Source organism: Pseudohongiella nitratireducens (assembly GCF_001642735.1).
GTDB lineage: Bacteria > Pseudomonadota > Gammaproteobacteria > Pseudomonadales > Pseudohongiellaceae > Pseudohongiella > Pseudohongiella nitratireducens.
On record NZ_LWHM01000013.1, the window covers coordinates 57530 to 72504 of the forward strand.

14 protein-coding genes are annotated in these 14975 nt (G+C 50.4%); 11 read left to right on the forward strand and 3 right to left on the reverse strand.

Going from position 1 to position 14975, the window contains the following annotated elements; all coding sequences use genetic code 11:
- The first annotated feature begins 1 nt into the window (after window position 1).
- The 3 genes from PSCS_RS05115 (at window position 2) to PSCS_RS05125 (ending at window position 4956) form a co-directional block, all read left to right on the forward strand.
- Window positions 2-1267: a DUF1302 family protein gene (locus PSCS_RS05115; RefSeq protein ID WP_157885630.1), complete on the forward strand. Its 1266-nt coding sequence runs from the start codon at window positions 2-4 to the stop codon at window positions 1265-1267.
- A 210-nt stretch (window positions 1268-1477) separates the two neighbouring features.
- Window positions 1478-3646 (forward strand): catalase/peroxidase HPI, encoded by a 2169-nt coding sequence (gene katG / locus PSCS_RS05120; RefSeq protein WP_068810716.1) that lies wholly within the window; start codon window positions 1478-1480, stop codon window positions 3644-3646.
- 335 nt (window positions 3647-3981) lie between these two features.
- Entirely contained in the window at window positions 3982-4956 is a 975-nt protein-coding gene (locus PSCS_RS05125) for a sensor domain-containing diguanylate cyclase (RefSeq protein ID WP_068810753.1), read from the forward strand.
- Between the two features lie 14 nt (window positions 4957-4970).
- On the opposite strand, the gene PSCS_RS05130 is transcribed toward PSCS_RS05125, so the two are convergent.
- A complete protein-coding gene (locus PSCS_RS05130) occupies window positions 4971-5867 on the reverse strand; it encodes a LysR family transcriptional regulator (RefSeq protein ID WP_068810754.1) in 897 nt (298 codons plus the stop codon).
- A 175-nt stretch (window positions 5868-6042) separates the two neighbouring features.
- Between PSCS_RS05130 and PSCS_RS05135 the strand changes: the two genes are divergently transcribed.
- The 8 genes from PSCS_RS05135 to PSCS_RS05170 all read left to right on the forward strand — a co-directional run bounded on the left by PSCS_RS05135 (window position 6043) and on the right by PSCS_RS05170 (window position 11006).
- Window positions 6043-6492, forward strand: coding sequence for a DoxX family protein (locus PSCS_RS05135; protein WP_068810717.1), 450 nt, complete (start codon window positions 6043-6045; stop codon window positions 6490-6492).
- Window positions 6489-7295 carry a DODA-type extradiol aromatic ring-opening family dioxygenase gene (locus tag PSCS_RS05140; RefSeq protein WP_068810718.1) on the forward strand — a complete coding sequence of 269 codons (807 nt, stop codon included), beginning with the start codon at window positions 6489-6491 and terminating at the stop codon, window positions 7293-7295. Before PSCS_RS05135 ends, PSCS_RS05140 begins: the two co-directional genes overlap by 4 nt.
- 70 nt (window positions 7296-7365) lie before the next feature.
- The gene (locus tag PSCS_RS05145) at window positions 7366-7614 is read left to right on the forward strand and encodes a DUF2164 domain-containing protein (RefSeq protein ID WP_068810719.1); all 249 of its coding nucleotides are present in this window, start codon (window positions 7366-7368) and stop codon (window positions 7612-7614) included.
- Between the two features lie 217 nt (window positions 7615-7831).
- Entirely contained in the window at window positions 7832-8041 is a 210-nt protein-coding gene (locus PSCS_RS05150; RefSeq protein WP_068810720.1) for a cold-shock protein, read from the forward strand.
- 173 nt (window positions 8042-8214) lie between these two features.
- Window positions 8215-8832: a LysE family translocator gene (locus PSCS_RS05155; protein WP_068810721.1), complete on the forward strand. Its 618-nt coding sequence runs from the start codon at window positions 8215-8217 to the stop codon at window positions 8830-8832.
- 101 nt (window positions 8833-8933) lie between these two features.
- Complete coding sequence (locus PSCS_RS05160) at window positions 8934-9371, forward strand: SRPBCC family protein (RefSeq protein WP_068810722.1); 438 nt, start codon at window positions 8934-8936, stop codon at window positions 9369-9371.
- A 14-nt stretch (window positions 9372-9385) separates the two neighbouring features.
- Entirely contained in the window at window positions 9386-10078 is a 693-nt protein-coding gene (locus PSCS_RS05165; protein ID WP_068810723.1) for an aspartate/glutamate racemase family protein, read from the forward strand.
- A 34-nt stretch (window positions 10079-10112) separates the two neighbouring features.
- On the forward strand, window positions 10113-11006 hold the full coding sequence (locus PSCS_RS05170) for a dihydrodipicolinate synthase family protein (protein WP_068810724.1): 894 nt from the start codon (window positions 10113-10115) through the stop codon (window positions 11004-11006).
- A 4-nt stretch (window positions 11007-11010) separates the two neighbouring features.
- On the opposite strand, the gene PSCS_RS05175 is transcribed toward PSCS_RS05170, so the two are convergent.
- Together PSCS_RS05175 and amt are read right to left on the reverse strand one after the other, a co-directional pair.
- Window positions 11011-12057, reverse strand: coding sequence for a GGDEF domain-containing protein (locus PSCS_RS05175; protein ID WP_157885631.1), 1047 nt, complete (start codon window positions 12055-12057; stop codon window positions 11011-11013).
- Window positions 12058-12166: 109 nt separating this feature from the next.
- Window positions 12167-14398, reverse strand: coding sequence for an ammonium transporter (gene amt, locus PSCS_RS05180; protein ID WP_082866725.1), 2232 nt, complete (start codon window positions 14396-14398; stop codon window positions 12167-12169).
- Between the last annotated feature and the right edge of the window lie 577 nt (window positions 14399-14975).

The following is a 14975-nucleotide window of genomic DNA, read 5'->3' on the forward strand; positions in this document are numbered from 1 at the left end:
CGTGAGTTTGCTCTGGCTGGGTGTGAGCGCACCTGGCCAGGCTGCAGAGTTCCGTGGTGAATACCAGGTACGCGCCACGCAAGGATTGGAGGATGGTGACTTCAGGTTGTTTGAACACAGTCTGACACCCGAGATGGATCTGGCATTGCCGGGCGGGGCACACATGCACGCAGCAGGGCGGTTGCGTTATGAAGATCGTGACCGTTTTGAACCGGGCACCAACAATGATGGTGATTATCGAAGCACATGGAGTCGTCGGCATGAATTTAGCGATACAGCGGAAGCTGAGTTACTTGAGTTCTATGTAGACGGCTATCTGGGTGATACGTTCTATCGGGTGGGTAAACAGTCAATTGCCTGGGGTGCTGCTATCGGGCTGGAGGTGCTGGATATCGTCAATCCGGTCACGATGCGTGAATTTATTCTGCCTGATCGTGATGAGCGTCGGCTGGCACTTTGGGCTGTTAATGTGGAACAACCCATCGGCGACTGGATGGCTTCCTTTGTCTGGTTGCCCGATACCACCTATGAGCAACTGCCCAAGCCCGGAGCGACCTTTGCCTTCCAGACCCAGCAACCGCCGTCCGGTATCCAGTGGTTGCAAGCGGACAAACCCGACCATGCCATTGCTGATGCAGATACCGGGGTGCAACTGACGACGTTTCTTTCAGGGTGGGATGTCAGCCTCAACTACCTGTACCACTACAATGATCGCCCGGTCATTGAACGTGAGGAAGTTAATGGCTCGGTGACACTGCAGCCGGTTTACTACCGAACCCATACACTGGGAGGCTCTTTATCCAATGCCTTTGGTGATTTCACGATTCGTGCAGAGGCTGGTTATGACACACAGCAGTTCTTTCAAAACGGCTCGATGGAAGCGGTCTCGGGCTGGTCGCGTTCACCAGAGGTCAGCACCGTGTTTGGCGTTGATTACAGTGGCGTGCGGGACTGGTTGATCAGTTCACAGTTATTTGTCAGTTATCTGCCCGATTATCAGCAGGGTATGGTTCGCGAACGCCGCCAGGATCGTGCCACGTTTCTGCTTCGAGGTGATTTGTTCGGGCACACGCAAACGGCGGAGTTATTGCTGATCCACTCTCTGGATTATCATGATGGGGTTTTTCAGCTTGCCTGGGATTACCGAGTCCGCAGTCATGTCACGCTCAGGGCAATGCTGGACATGCCTTATGGTGATGGCAGGGGAGATTTCGGGCAGTTTCACGACAGGGATCAGTTTTCTCTTGCTGTAGAATATAGTTTTTAACAGTGGTTGCTATAGATTTACTAACTTGATGTCATCTTAATAATAAAATTTACTTATAAATTGTCATGACTTAACTTAGTGTCCAATAAAGATTGTGACTCCAACTGAACACGGCGTATGATGAAGTTGTGATTCCTTGGTTACAGAGCACGTTTTTAATAGTAATAACAATCTCTTGAAATGCACTCACCCAGACATAGGAGTTTGGCTATGACTCAGGCAGGCACAGGCGGAAAATGCCCCGTCGTTCATGGCGCCACTACGGCAGCAGGTAAATCCAATACTGACTGGTGGCCAAAAGGGCTTAATCTCGACATATTGCACCAACATGATCAGAAGACGAATCCGTTAGGTGAGAATTTCAATTATCGGGAAGCGGTTAAAACTCTCGATTTTGATGCCCTGAAAAAAGATCTTCATGCACTCATGACAGACAGTCAGGATTGGTGGCCCGCTGACTGGGGACACTATGGCGGCTTAATGATTCGCATGAGCTGGCACTCTGCGGGCAGTTATCGTATTGCTGATGGTCGTGGTGGTGCTGCTACGGGCAATCTGCGGTTTGCACCACTGAACTCCTGGCCGGACAACGGTAACCTGGATAAGGCACGTCGTCTACTGTGGCCAATCAAGAAAAAATATGGCAACAAGCTCAGCTGGGCGGACCTGATTGCCTATGCTGGCACTATTGCTTATGAGTCGATGGGGCTCAATACCTATGGGTTTGCCTTTGGTCGCGAAGATATCTGGCACCCGGAAAAAGACATCTACTGGGGCGCAGAGAAAGAGTGGCTGGCGACCAGCGATAATGAGCACAGCCGTTACTCGGGCGAGCGGGATCTTGAGAACCCTCTGGCAGCCGTGATGATGGGTCTGATCTATGTTAACCCGGAAGGCGTTGATGGTAATCCGGATCCGCAGAAAACCGCACATGATGTGCGGGAAACTTTTGCCCGGATGGCGATGGATGATGAAGAAACGGTGGCATTGACCGCAGGTGGCCACACGGTGGGCAAGTGTCACGGTAACGGTGATGCTGGCCTGTTAGGTGCTGAGCCGGAAGCCGGTGAGGTTGAAGACCAGGGATTTGGCTGGCTGAACAAAACCAAACGCGGCATTGGCGCTGACGCTATTACCAGCGGACTGGAAGGCGCGTGGACAAGCAACCCCACGCAATGGGATAACGGTTACTTTGAGATGCTCCTGAATCACGAATGGGAGTCAAGGAAAAGCCCGGCTGGTGCATGGCAGTGGGAACCGGTTGATATCAAGGAAGAAGATAAACCGGTTAATGCAGAAGACCCCTCCGTGCGGCAGAACCCCATCATGACTGATGCCGATATGGCCATGAAAGTCGATCCGGAGTATCGCAAGATCGCGGAGCGCTTTTATAAAGACCCTGACTACCTGTCAGAGGTGTTCGCTCGGGCCTGGTTTAAGTTGACACACCGTGACCTGGGACCAAAAGCACGTTATATCGGCCCTGATGCACCGCAGGAGGATTTGATCTGGCAGGATCCTGTGCCAGCAGGTAACAAGGATTTTAATGTCCAGGCTGTTAAAGACAAGATTGCCGCCACTGATCTGAGTATTAGTGACATGGTGGCTACAGCATGGGATAGCGCCAGAACATTCCGCAGTTCAGATCTTCGTGGTGGTGCAAATGGTGCCCGGATACGCCTTGCGCCGCAGAAAGACTGGGAAGGCAATGAGCCAGAGCGCCTGAGCCGGGTGTTGAAAGCATTGGAGCCGATTGCTGCTGAAGCAGGCGCCAGTCTGGCAGATGTTATCGTCCTGGCGGGCAATGTCGGCGTGGAACAGGCAGCGAAAGCGGCAGGCTATGACGTAGAAGTGCCATTTTTGCCAGGCAGAGGGGATGCCTCTGCCGAGATGACGGATGTTGATTCCTTTGAGCCCCTGGAGCCAGTTCATGATGGTTTCCGCAACTGGCTGAAAAAGGACTATGCCGTGCCGGCTGAAGAGATGCTGCTGGATCGCACGCAACTGCTGGGCCTGACTGCGCCGGAAATGACCGTGCTGGTTGGCGGCATGCGCATGCTGGGTGCCAACCATGGTGGCAGCAGACATGGTGTGTTTACCGATAAAGTTGGGGCATTGAGCAATGATTTCTTTGTCAACCTGACTGATATGAGGAACACCTGGCAGCCTGCAGGCAGTAATCACTACGAGATTCGTGACCGAAAAACGGACGACCTCAAATGGACTGCTACGCGCGTTGATCTGGTGTTTGGTTCAAACTCGATTCTTAGAGCCTATGCGGAAGTGTATGCACAGGACGACAACAAGGAGAAGTTTGTTAACGACTTTGTTGCTGCCTGGACCAAGGTCATGAATGCTGATCGCTTTGATGCAAAATAAGATACACAGCGAATCATAATCGAATGCCCCAGGCGTTGCTCATGTTCTTGTGATTGAGTGGCGCTTGGGGAATTCACTTTAGCAATCGCTGGGATTCGTCGAGATAGGTACCATAACTGATCGTTTTCGTATTGACAGCCAGCGTATCGATGATGTCATGATGACATTTCAAGTGCCCTAAAAGGGTTAACAGGCTGTTAAGGCTTAAAAATTTCGTTAACAGGGGAATACCATGCAAGGCAGCTGTCTTTGTGGCCAGGTCGTCTATGAGGTTGATCAATTGGCCACCGGTAAATAGCTACAACGACCTATTTGAACCACAGGGGGAACGTGTTTTGATACCACCATCGTTACCAAAAGACGAACAGGCGCGTTTAAAAGAACTACGTTCTCTGGACTTGCTGGATACCGCATCGGAGGAACGCTTTGACCGTTTGACCCGTATCGCAAGCCGACTGTTTGACGTCCCCATTGCTCTGGTTACCCTGGTAGACGAAGAGCGCCAGTGGTTTAAATCTTCAGTGGGTCTGGACGCCCCGGAAACGTCACGGGAAATATCCTTCTGTGGTCATGTCATTTTAGATGACCGTGTCATGGTGGTTGAAAATACCGATACAGATGAGCGCTTCTGTGATAACCCACTCACCCAGGGGGCGCCACATATCCGTTTTTATGCCGGTTGTCCGTTGCGCTCCCTGGATGGCTGTAATCTGGGCACCTTATGCTTGATTGACAGTATTCCACGAAGTTTTACAGATTCAGAGATTGAATTATTGCAGGACCTGGCGGCATTGGCGGAACGTGAAATTGAACTGACTCAGCTGGCTCATGAGGATGAGCTGACAAATATTTCCAACCGCCGGGGCTTCAAGATACAGGGCAATGAGTGCCTTCGGCACTGTAGCCGGCGAGAATTGCCCGTCAGCGTGGTTTATATCGATGTTAATGACTTTAAACAAATCAATGACAAGTACGGCCATGCAGAAGGCGACAGGACACTGTCCATTATCGCTGACTGTATGAGAGCCCTGTGCCGCAAGTCTGATGTTGTGGCTCGTGTGGGCGGAGATGAATTCGCTGCCATGCTGGCAGATACCACCCGTGAAGGGGCAGAGCGTGTGCTGGTGCGTTTTCGGGCATTGCTTGAGGACATGTGCCTGGATCAGTCACTGCCTTATGACATTGCGCTGTCCTTTGGCATAGTGGAATTCGACCCTGAACGCCACAGCAATCTGGCTGAACTGATGGAAGAGGGGGATCAATTGATGTACCAGCAGAAGAAGCAGGCCAAGTCTGCAAATATTCAATAGTTCTTGATTTCGAGTCACCCTGAGCTTAATAAGGTGTACTGGTCCCAATACGGATTATCTCCGAAGGAATCCACCATGAAATCAATAAAGCTGCGGATCTTGTTGGACATCAGTGTCCGATGGGCATAGACCGCATAAAGGCCTAGAGGCTCCGGTTCATACGCAGTCAATATCACTTCAAGCTTTCCTGAGGCGATTGCCTCGCCTGCGATAAACGTAGGTTGTACAGCTATTCCACGCCCCTCAATCGCGCACTTAATCAACAAGTCTCCGTTATTTGATTCGATTTGCGAGACATTTGCCCGCCACAGCGAATCAGTTTGTTCCATGTAACTATAGCCAAGCAGGCGGTGCTCTGACAGCTCGCTGATTGCAGTAGGATAACCATGTTCCTGCAAATACGCAGGTGATGCACAGGCGACCAGCCGAATCGGTGCCAGCTTCCTGGCAACCATGGACGAGTCACTTAGGTGCCCGATCCGGATGGCAATGTCGAAGCCCTCATCAACAATATTCACTTTGCGGTCGTTTAACTGAATATCGATAGTGACATCTGGATACCGGGCCGTGAAATCACTGATTAACTTCCCCATATGCCCGGTCGCAAATGAGACAGGTGCGCTGATGCGTAAACGTCCTCTGGGGTTTGCCTGGTAATCACCTACCGCATTTTGCATCTCATCAAAATCGTCCAGTAACAGCCTGGCTCTCTCCAGGTAATACAGGCCTGCTTCGGTCAGGTGTATTCGTCTTGTGGTCCGGTTCAGTAATCTGACGCCGACATCATCTTCCAGCGCCGAGACGTACTTGCTAACTAATTGGGGGGATTTGTCCAGCCGTTCTGCGGCTTTGCTGAAGCTCTTTTCTGACGCGACGGTGATAAAGGTTCGAAGAATTTCAATTCTGTCCATGATCTTATAATAGAAGCTGAAGTGGTTTTTATTATCAATGAATTGTTTATTATAAAGCAATAATTGGCATGTTAATCTCTGTTTTAGTGAATAGTAAAGTGTGCTCATGATCTAGTGGTTCTAATCATCTGATTGAAAAACACATCTTTATAATCCAGGATAGGAGATAGAAATCATGAAAAACACATCTTTCATCACTCGTTTATTGCAATCACATGTTGGTTGGGCAGCGTTCGTACTGCGTGTACCAGTCGGCATTATTCTCATTGCGCATGGTGCACAGAAGCTTTTTGGTTGGTTCGGTGGGTACGGCCTGGAAGGAACAGGGCAGTTCATGGCGAGCCTGGGATTAGAGCCAGGATACTTGATGGCCCTACTGGCCGGGAGCGCAGAATTCTTCGGTGGCCTGGCCCTGGTACTGGGTATATTAACCCGTCCAGCCGCACTGATGTCGGCATTCACCATGGCCGTTGCGATGTTTACGGCGCATATCGGTAATGGCCTGTTTATGGCGAACAATGGCTACGAATACGCACTGACGTTACTGGTTGTATCAGCCGCATTAGCGATTCAGGGTGCAGGCCGGTTTAGCTTGGATGCGTTGCTGTTAAGGCAACTGAAATGAATAACGAAGCGGAAATCGTTTTTTTATCCCATGGTGGTGGTCCATTGCCCCTGTTGGGGGACTCAGGGCATCAGGCGTTGGTTGACTATTTACAGGCTTTGCCGGAAAAGTTACGCAGTCCCTCAGCTATTTTGCTGATCAGCGCTCACTGGGAAGCAGACATTCCTCAGATTACTTCGGCTGCTAACCCCGGGTTGATATATGACTACTATGGATTCCCACCCGAGTCCTATGACATTAAGTATCCGGCTCCAGGAGAGCCCGGGTTGGCAAAGGCCGTTGCCGAAGCTTTGAATCAGGCTGGTATAGCCAATGAACTGAATGGCAGTCGCGGCTTTGATCACGGTCTGTTTGTGCCGTTGAAAATAATGTTTCCTGATGCTGATATCCCCTGCGTACAATTATCGCTGAACGCAAACATGAATGCTGAATCACACTTGGCCATGGGGAAGGCGCTTCAGTTTTTGAATGTTGATAATCTGCTGGTCATTGGTTCCGGGTTTTCCTTTCATAACATGCGTGAGTTTTTTGCGGCAAGCTCAGCAGAGAGCGGCAGAAAAAATGCAGCCTTTGAACAATGGCTGCAGACTATCATCTCTGAACCTGCTATGAGCGAACAGGCACGCTGGGAGATGCTGGCAAATTGGGAAGCTGCACCGCATGCCCGGTTCTGTCATCCACGCGAAGAGCACCTGCTGCCCTTGCATGTTTGTTATGGTCTGGCCCAGAGACAGTGTGATTCATTTCGATCCGTTAAGGTGTTAGGAAAATCAGCTGGAATGGTCCACTGGTATCATGGATAACATGCGAAAATTGCCAATGGATATTGATTAAGAACGTATGCATACCTATGCCATTTAGCCAGGAACTGACATGCCTGATATAGAACTATCCCGTGAGCAGACTGATCACCTGGTCAGCAAGATCAAAGACTACTTTGAGCAGGAACTGGATCAGGATATCGGGGGTTTTGAGGCGGAATTCCTGATTCAGTTCCTGGCCCGGGAAGTGGGGCCGTACTTTTATAACAGAGGACTGACTGACGCCCAGGTGCTGCTGAATGAGAAAATAGAAGACCTGGGCTATATGCTGGAGGAGATGCACAAGGTTGAAGCAGGGTAAGCGGCTGCTTATTAAAGAAAATACTAGACTTCTGTAAATCTATCCTTTACAGTCGTAGACAGCTTGAAAGATAGTTTACTAAATTACTTCCTACATTGCGCAGATCGGTTTTCCTTTCTTCGCCCTGCAGAATTTAAGTTCCAGTCTCTATTTATTTCCAGCACGACTCGTCTGCTCGTTAGCAGACAAACATTTTAATTTATATCAGGTTAGTAATATGTCAGATAAAGTAATGGGCACAGTTAAGTGGTTCAATGAGTCTAAAGGTTTTGGTTTCATTGAGCAGCAAAACGGTCCAGACGTGTTTGCACACTTCAGCGCAATCACAGGTTCCGGCTTCAAAACACTGGTCGAAGGCCAGTCAGTTGAGTTCTCAGTAACTCAAGGCCAGAAAGGCCCACAAGCCGAGAACATTGTCGTTCTGTAATTTCAGAGTGACTTGAAGAAAGGGCGTACCTCTTACGGGGACGCCCTTTTTTTATGTGGCCAATTTGTGGTTAACTCAAGTTATGAGCCTCATGAGCCAGTACGAAGCAATAAGAGAAAGGTTGGGGAAATTGGCGTGGGGGAGGCAATGACTCATAAGTCCGGGAGTTGAGTATGGATCTGGCTACATCGTTTGCGCTGTTCACTTCAATGGTAGTGTTGGCCTTAATTCCGGGGCCGGGCATTCTTGCCGTGGTCGCCAGAACTTTATCGGCGGGTATGAGGCATGGGGTGTCAACCACAGCAGGTATTGTTGCTGGTGATTTCGTGTTTATCACATTTGCGCTGCTGGGGCTGGCTGCCTTGTCCAGTGCCATGGGCGAATTTTTCCTGTTGGTCAAGTATGCTGGTGCGCTGTACCTGATCTGGATGGGGGTGTCGCTGATTCGTGGTGGCAGCCAGAAACTAGACGTTAAAGCCGTTCAGGCGCATAGCCACATAGCCAGCTTTATGGCCGGACTCATTACGACATTGGGTAACCCCAAAGCCATTCTTTTCTACCTCAGTTTTTTTCCCGCTTTTTTAGAGCTGCATTCACTCACAGGGCTGGATACCGTCGTCATCTTCCTTATTACAACCCTGGCCGTTGGAGGTGTTATGCTGGCCTATGCCTGGGTGGCCCACGCTTCCAAAGGTCGGTTTCAGCGTATCAAAACCTCATCATTGCCGCGTTATGCGTCAGGTGCGCTAATGGTAGGTAGTGGCGTTTACCTTGCGGCTCGCAGCAGCTAGTCAGCCTGAATAAATAACGGCACGACACGTCCTCTTAATGGCGAGGTGTGAATAATAGTGTGATTTGGAAATTGGGTTGGAAATTGGGTTAGAGGTGATTTATGAGTAACGAGCCAATAGTTGTCAGGCACACCTTTCAGGCAAATGCCGCCGATGTGTGGCATGCAATTTCCGATGACGAAACCATGCGTCAGTGGTTCTTTGCACAAATTCCCGGGTTTGCTCCCGTTGTTGGTACCGAAACTGTCTTTGATGTGCATCATAACGGCAAGGTGTATACGCACCGCTGGCAAGTGACAGAAGTGACGCCTCAAGCACTGCTGGTGTATCAATGGCAGTACGACGGATACCCAGGCGACTCTGAAGTTCGCTGGAAACTTCAGGAAACAGAAAACGGAACAGAGTTAACCCTGACGCACAGCGGAGGGGAGACCTTTCCCCAGGATAACCCTGACTTCAGTCGGGAGAATGCCGAGGCTGGCTGGCAGTATCTTATCAAAGAGAGCCTCGCAACATACCTGGATGGAAATAATACGTAACGCAGGGAGCTAAAATGCAAACAATCGGCATGATCGGTGGTCTGAGCTGGGAATCAACAGCGAACTATTATCGTGACATTAACCAGGCTATCAAGTCGCGACTGGGTGGCCTGCATTCTGCCAGGATTGTACTGAACAGCGTGGATTTCGCTGAGATTGAAGTCCTTCAGCATGAAGGGCGCTGGGAGGAGGCGGGTCGCTTACTCAGCCACTCAGCGGTGTCTGTTGAAAGGGGCGGCGCTGACTTTCTGATATTGTGCACTAATACCATGCATAAAGTATCTGATCAGATTGAGGCGGCGATCACCATCCCTTTTTTGCATATTGCTGATGCAACGGCAGCGGTACTGCAAGCGCAAGATGTGAGCAAGGTCGGATTGCTCGGCACCCGTTTCACCATGGAAGATACGTTTTATCGCGGCCGTCTGGAAACGGAATATGGCATCGCTGTTGAGATACCCGAGTCGTCTGACCGGGACATCATTCACCGGGTGATTTATGATGAACTTTGCCAGGGGGTGGTTTCCGATGTGTCCCGGCAAAGGTTTCTGCGCATTATAAATGAATTGGCTGCGCGTGGTGTGCAGGGCGTTATCCTGGGCTGCACAGAAATCGCCATGTTGGTGTCTTCAGCTGATACCGATGTGCCCTTGTATGACACTGCACGTATACACACAGAAGCGGCAGTTGAAATGGCGCTGGCCTGACTATGACTCAGATTAACTTTAAGGAATGTTGCACATGTTTCATGGATTGAGTGCGTTCCCGCTGACACCCGTGAAAAATGAAGAGATTGATGAGCAGTCGTTTGAGCGCCTGATTCTTCGACTGACTGAAGCGGGTGTCGATTCATTAGGTGTGCTGGGTTCGACTGGCAATTACATGTATCTGTCTCAAGCTGAGCGTGTACGCGTCGTTGAGTTGGCTGTTGCCCTGTCGGGGGATACACCCGTTATGGCAGGCATTGGTGCGATGCGCGCCCGCGATGTACTGGCGAACGCCGAGCTGGCTCAGGGCGCTGGTGCCGATGCCTTGTTATTGGCACCTGTCTCGTATCAGCCGTTAACGGAAGACGAAGTCTTCGCTCTGTTCAAAGCAGTTAGCCAGCATGTCTCTGTTCCTGTTTGTGTGTATGACAATCCAAGAACCACGCAATTTCAGTTCACACCCACGCTGTACCAGAAAATAGCAGAACTGCCTCATATTACTTCCATCAAGATTCCGGGTGTAGATGGCGATCTGCATCATGTAAAACGCCATGTCGGTTCTTTGCAGGAGAAATTACCAGAAAACTTCCCACTGGGTGTCAGCGGGGATGCCCTGGCCGCTAATGGGTTGCTGGCCGGGTGCAGTATTTGGTATTCGGTTATTGGTGGATTATTTCCGCAAGCGGCGCTGGGCATTACCCGGGCAGCATTATCTGGAAATGTCGAGGAAGCTCAGCGGCTAAGTCAACGATTGCAGCCATTATGGGATCTGTTTGCAGTAAATGGTGGCAGTTTGCGCGTCATTGCAGCAGCGGCTGAAATACTTGATCTGGTTGAGACTCCCTGCTTGCCGCAACCTTTACTGTCTTTGGACGGACCAGGCAGAGCGGCATTGGCCAGACTTATTGAAGAGCTGGATTTGCAGTAATCGGTTAGTCAGAGCTTGTATCCTGGGCGATGACATAACGGTCTCTGCCCTGGCGTTTCGCTTCGTATAACGCATAGTCCGCTCTTTGCAGCAATTGATCAGCATCAGTTCCCGCCGTATGAACGGCTACGCCAAAACTTAATGATACCTGGATGTCATTAATAAATTTTTGGGCGTGACAGGCTTGCTGTATCCGCTCCACTAGCATAATGGCTTCTTCTACCGCTGTGTCGGGGCAAATGATCAGGAACTCCTCGCCTCCCCATCTGCCGCAAGTGTCCGACTGACGACACTGCGCGAACAAAAAATCGGCAATGCCCTTGAGTATGTCATCACCGATTAAATGTCCGTGTTCATCATTAATGCGTTTAAAATGATCCACATCACTCAATATAAGCGCCAGTGGTCGCCCACTGCGTTCATGTTGCAACAACTCATCACTCAGGATGACATCAAGGCGGCTACGGTTGACCAGTCCTGTCAATTTGTCAGTTTCAGACAAGTGCTCCAGCTCTGCAAAAGCTTCAGAGCGGGAACGTTCATATAGCTGGAAGAGAAGCAGGTGGGCTATGAAGACTTCAATGATATTCAGAAGTGTACCTAGCCCGACTTCAATCGGTTGCCACTGCGGCAGGCGGAGATAGACAAAAGCAATGATGTAAAGAAACACCCCACCGGTGACACAAGCTCCCATTCGTCTGCCCAGCAGGAAAAATGTAATAGGTGGTACTAATGTTATCCAGATCAGTGAATAAGCGCGGCCATCAGCAATATGGACAAAAACCAGCATCACAGCGATCAGGATGGCGACCACACCCATAGAGGCGATGCGAAGGTTCTGGCTCTGATAGAAATACCTGAGGAACAGACCCGAACCAATACCTCCGATGTAATCAAGGGCGGCAGTAGGGTATGCGTGGAACAGGAAGACATTGAGCGAGCCAATCATGGCAAAATAGCCTGTCATCAGCGTCAGCACAACATAAACCAGTCGTCTCTGATGTCGCTCCGGCCCACCTTGTTTCAGATGAGCCTGTTTCCTTGGCAGCATTAGCATGCTCAGCTTATAACAATAGACCGCCAGATTTTACTGGCAAAGCACCTGTGCGTCATCCTTTGCGCACAGGTATCGGTTTAATTGTTATCTGTGGATATCGACATTACACCTGATATCGCGTGGTCAGGTTCGCCAGTCGTGCTGCCATTTCACTGACATCCTGGCTGCTTTTGCCTGCTTCATCGGCGCGACTATTGAGCCCCTTAACCAATGATGAAAGCGCTTCTACGTCATCTGATGCATCATTGGTCGCCTGTGTTTGCTGTTGAATGGATACGGCTACCTCAGCGTTCATCTTATTGATCACGCTGACAGCTTCAGTGATCTCACCGAGTGACTGTCTGGTATCACCCGCACGCTTGGCACTTTGCCGGGCCAGGTCGAGGTTTTGATTCATTGCCAGGCTGGCTTTGGAGGCATCATGTTGCAGTATTGCAACGACTTTTGATATTTCACCTGCCGAAACCTGAGCCTGACTGGACAGGTCGCGCACTTCCTGGGCGACAACTGCAAACCCGCGGCCATGCTCTCCGGCACGAGCCGCTTCGATAGCGGCATTCAATGCTAGCAGGTTGGTCCGCTCGCCAATGCTCTGGATGGCATCGACAGCCAGGCTGATACTCTCGGCGTGCTGGTCGAAATGCTGGACGACACTGGCTACTTCCTCCACCTTTTGAGCGAGCTGCTCAATTTCGGCTAGTGCTCTGGACAGATCGGCCTCGCTCTCACCGACATTGCTACTTACCTGAGTGGCTGCGGATGCTGTTTCATCCGCTCGTCGAGCAATTTCACGAATGGCGCCTGCAATCTCAAGCACAGACTGCCGCAGACTTTCGCTGTTGGCCATACCAAGTGTTGACGATTCGCTGACTGTCTGGGCATTGCCTTTCAGGACAGTGGCATCGCTTTTGAGCCTCAGGCTGGCATGGCTTAATTCACGCAATGAGGACTGGAAAGCATCCAGCAGCCGGTTGAACATCTGGGCAGTTTCGCCAGCTTCAGTCCCAATCTCTTCAGGCGCACGCTTGGTCAGGTCACCCGTTTCGATGATGGCATTCATTGTGCTAAGTGTGTCCAGCCAGACGGTCTTGGCTCCATGTTCAGCAACATTGAGGCCTTTATCTTCATCGTCCGGGTCAACCCGAAGCATGTTCAGTGATTTCAGTAACAGGCACAGCAGAAACCCACACCCCAGGCTCCACACCGCAACAGCAGATACACCGAGGAGCTGGACACCAAATTGTGCCATCCCGGATTCTGCGCTTAGATTGGCAACCGGAGCGGCAAAGGCGAGAATAAGGGTGCCCCAGGCACCTGCAAAACCGTGTGCAGCAGCGGCACCCACCGGGTCATCGACACGGCACAGCAACAGAATTTTTTCACTGTAGTACACAACAATACCACTGGAAAACCCGATAAAGATGGCGCCTGCAGGCTCGACTACCGCACAGCCAGCGGTGATGCCGACCAGGCCGGCAATCACACCGTTAAGCATCTTTTCAGGCTGGACACAGCCATTGTGGAAGGCACTGATCAGCATGCAGGCAACGCCACCTGCTGAGGCGGACAGTACCGTGTTGACGATGATCCCAGGGATAGCGCTGGATGCCTCAAGCGTAGAGCCAGCATTAAAACCGATCCAGCCAAACCAGAGGATAAAGACACCTGCCGTTGCCATGACCAGAGAGTGACCTGGGATCTCGATCGGATTACCCTCTTCATCGAAACGGCCAAGACGGGCACCAAGACTGATCGCAGCTGCCAGCGCGACCCAGCCGCCGACACTATGAACTACAGTCGAGCCAGCAAAGTCGATGAATCCCCGTTGTGCCAACCAGCCATCACCATTCCAGATCCAGTGACCGGCAACCGGGTATATCAGGGCAACCATGGCAATTGCCAGGATCAAGTAGCCGTTAAAATGCATGCGTTCAGCGACTGCGCCCGAAACGATGGTGGCTGCTGTTCCGGCAAATACCAGTTGGAATACAAATACGGCCAGGTCCATTGGTTCGGTTACGCCATCCATCAGGAAGGCACTGCTACCCCAGAATCCACCCATGGAGTCGCCGAACATCAGCCCATAACCGACCAAGGTGAATACCAGGGCCGATGCTGCGAGGTCGCAAATATTTTTCAGAGCCACATTAATGGTGTTTTTGGCTCGAGTCAGCCCGGTCTCAAATAAAGTAAAACCTGCCTGCATGAACAATACCAACCCGGTACAAATACTTAACCAGATTAAATCCAGGTTGAGTGTGAGCTCAGTACCAGCCTCGGCGGCGAAACTGGAGGAAGAGAAAAAAAGCGTCGGGACAAGCAGTGCGAGATACATAAACGTTCCAATGTAGTGTATGGCTAGTTAACTATTGATCAGTAATATCCGAGCAATATGCATGCCAGCAATAAATTGTGCGAATTGTCGCCATTACTGTTATTTGGCACCCATAAGGTGCGTGATAATGGATAAGAAACAATAACCCCGATTCGGCGCACCAAAAAAGTGCGAATCCTTTTGGGTAAGAAGTTGTAACTCTAGTGGTGACTGTTGGCCCTTGCGGGCGTCAGTTTTTGCTGACAGGAAGACCGTCGACCGCTGGTTCAGCATGATGAAAAGTTCTGACTTGCCAACTGAATCACATTTCATAGGGACGAGTTGAGTTTTCATAAGGTTGAGTAGTTTCAAAAATGAATGGTATCAATAATAGAACGCTCGAACGATAAAAAGTATTTGTAAATCAATCGCTTTTCATTAGACTGTTTTTGCGTCCGCACAATCGGACGTCGAAAACTATTGGAGCGACTCCGAGGTTTGAGCCGCAGGAAGTACCAGTTCATCAGATGCATCAGCGTATGCAGTACTGATGCAAAATAATAAATATTTAACTGGATACACCTGAGAAGAGGAGAGT

Bases quoted from the DNA above. Each gene is read 5' to 3' on its own strand.
- PSCS_RS05130 (WP_068810754.1), bottom strand. From the start codon at position 5,867: ATGGACAGAATTGAAATTCTTCGAACCTTTATCACCGTCGCGTCAGAA.
- PSCS_RS05140 (WP_068810718.1), top strand. From the start codon at position 6,489: ATGAATAACGAAGCGGAAATCGTTTTTTTATCCCATGGTGGTGGTCCA.
- PSCS_RS05165 (WP_068810723.1), top strand. From the start codon at position 9,386: ATGCAAACAATCGGCATGATCGGTGGTCTGAGCTGGGAATCAACAGCG.
- katG (WP_068810716.1), top strand. From the start codon at position 1,478: ATGACTCAGGCAGGCACAGGCGGAAAATGCCCCGTCGTTCATGGCGCC.
- PSCS_RS05175 (WP_157885631.1), bottom strand. From the start codon at position 12,057: ATGCTGCCAAGGAAACAGGCTCATCTGAAACAAGGTGGGCCGGAGCGA.
- PSCS_RS05135 (WP_068810717.1), top strand. From the start codon at position 6,043: ATGAAAAACACATCTTTCATCACTCGTTTATTGCAATCACATGTTGGT.
- PSCS_RS05155 (WP_068810721.1), top strand. From the start codon at position 8,215: ATGGATCTGGCTACATCGTTTGCGCTGTTCACTTCAATGGTAGTGTTG.
- amt (WP_082866725.1), bottom strand. From the start codon at position 14,398: ATGTATCTCGCACTGCTTGTCCCGACGCTTTTTTTCTCTTCCTCCAGT.
- PSCS_RS05170 (WP_068810724.1), top strand. From the start codon at position 10,113: ATGTTTCATGGATTGAGTGCGTTCCCGCTGACACCCGTGAAAAATGAA.
- PSCS_RS05145 (WP_068810719.1), top strand. From the start codon at position 7,366: ATGCCTGATATAGAACTATCCCGTGAGCAGACTGATCACCTGGTCAGC.
- PSCS_RS05160 (WP_068810722.1), top strand. From the start codon at position 8,934: ATGAGTAACGAGCCAATAGTTGTCAGGCACACCTTTCAGGCAAATGCC.
- PSCS_RS05150 (WP_068810720.1), top strand. From the start codon at position 7,832: ATGTCAGATAAAGTAATGGGCACAGTTAAGTGGTTCAATGAGTCTAAA.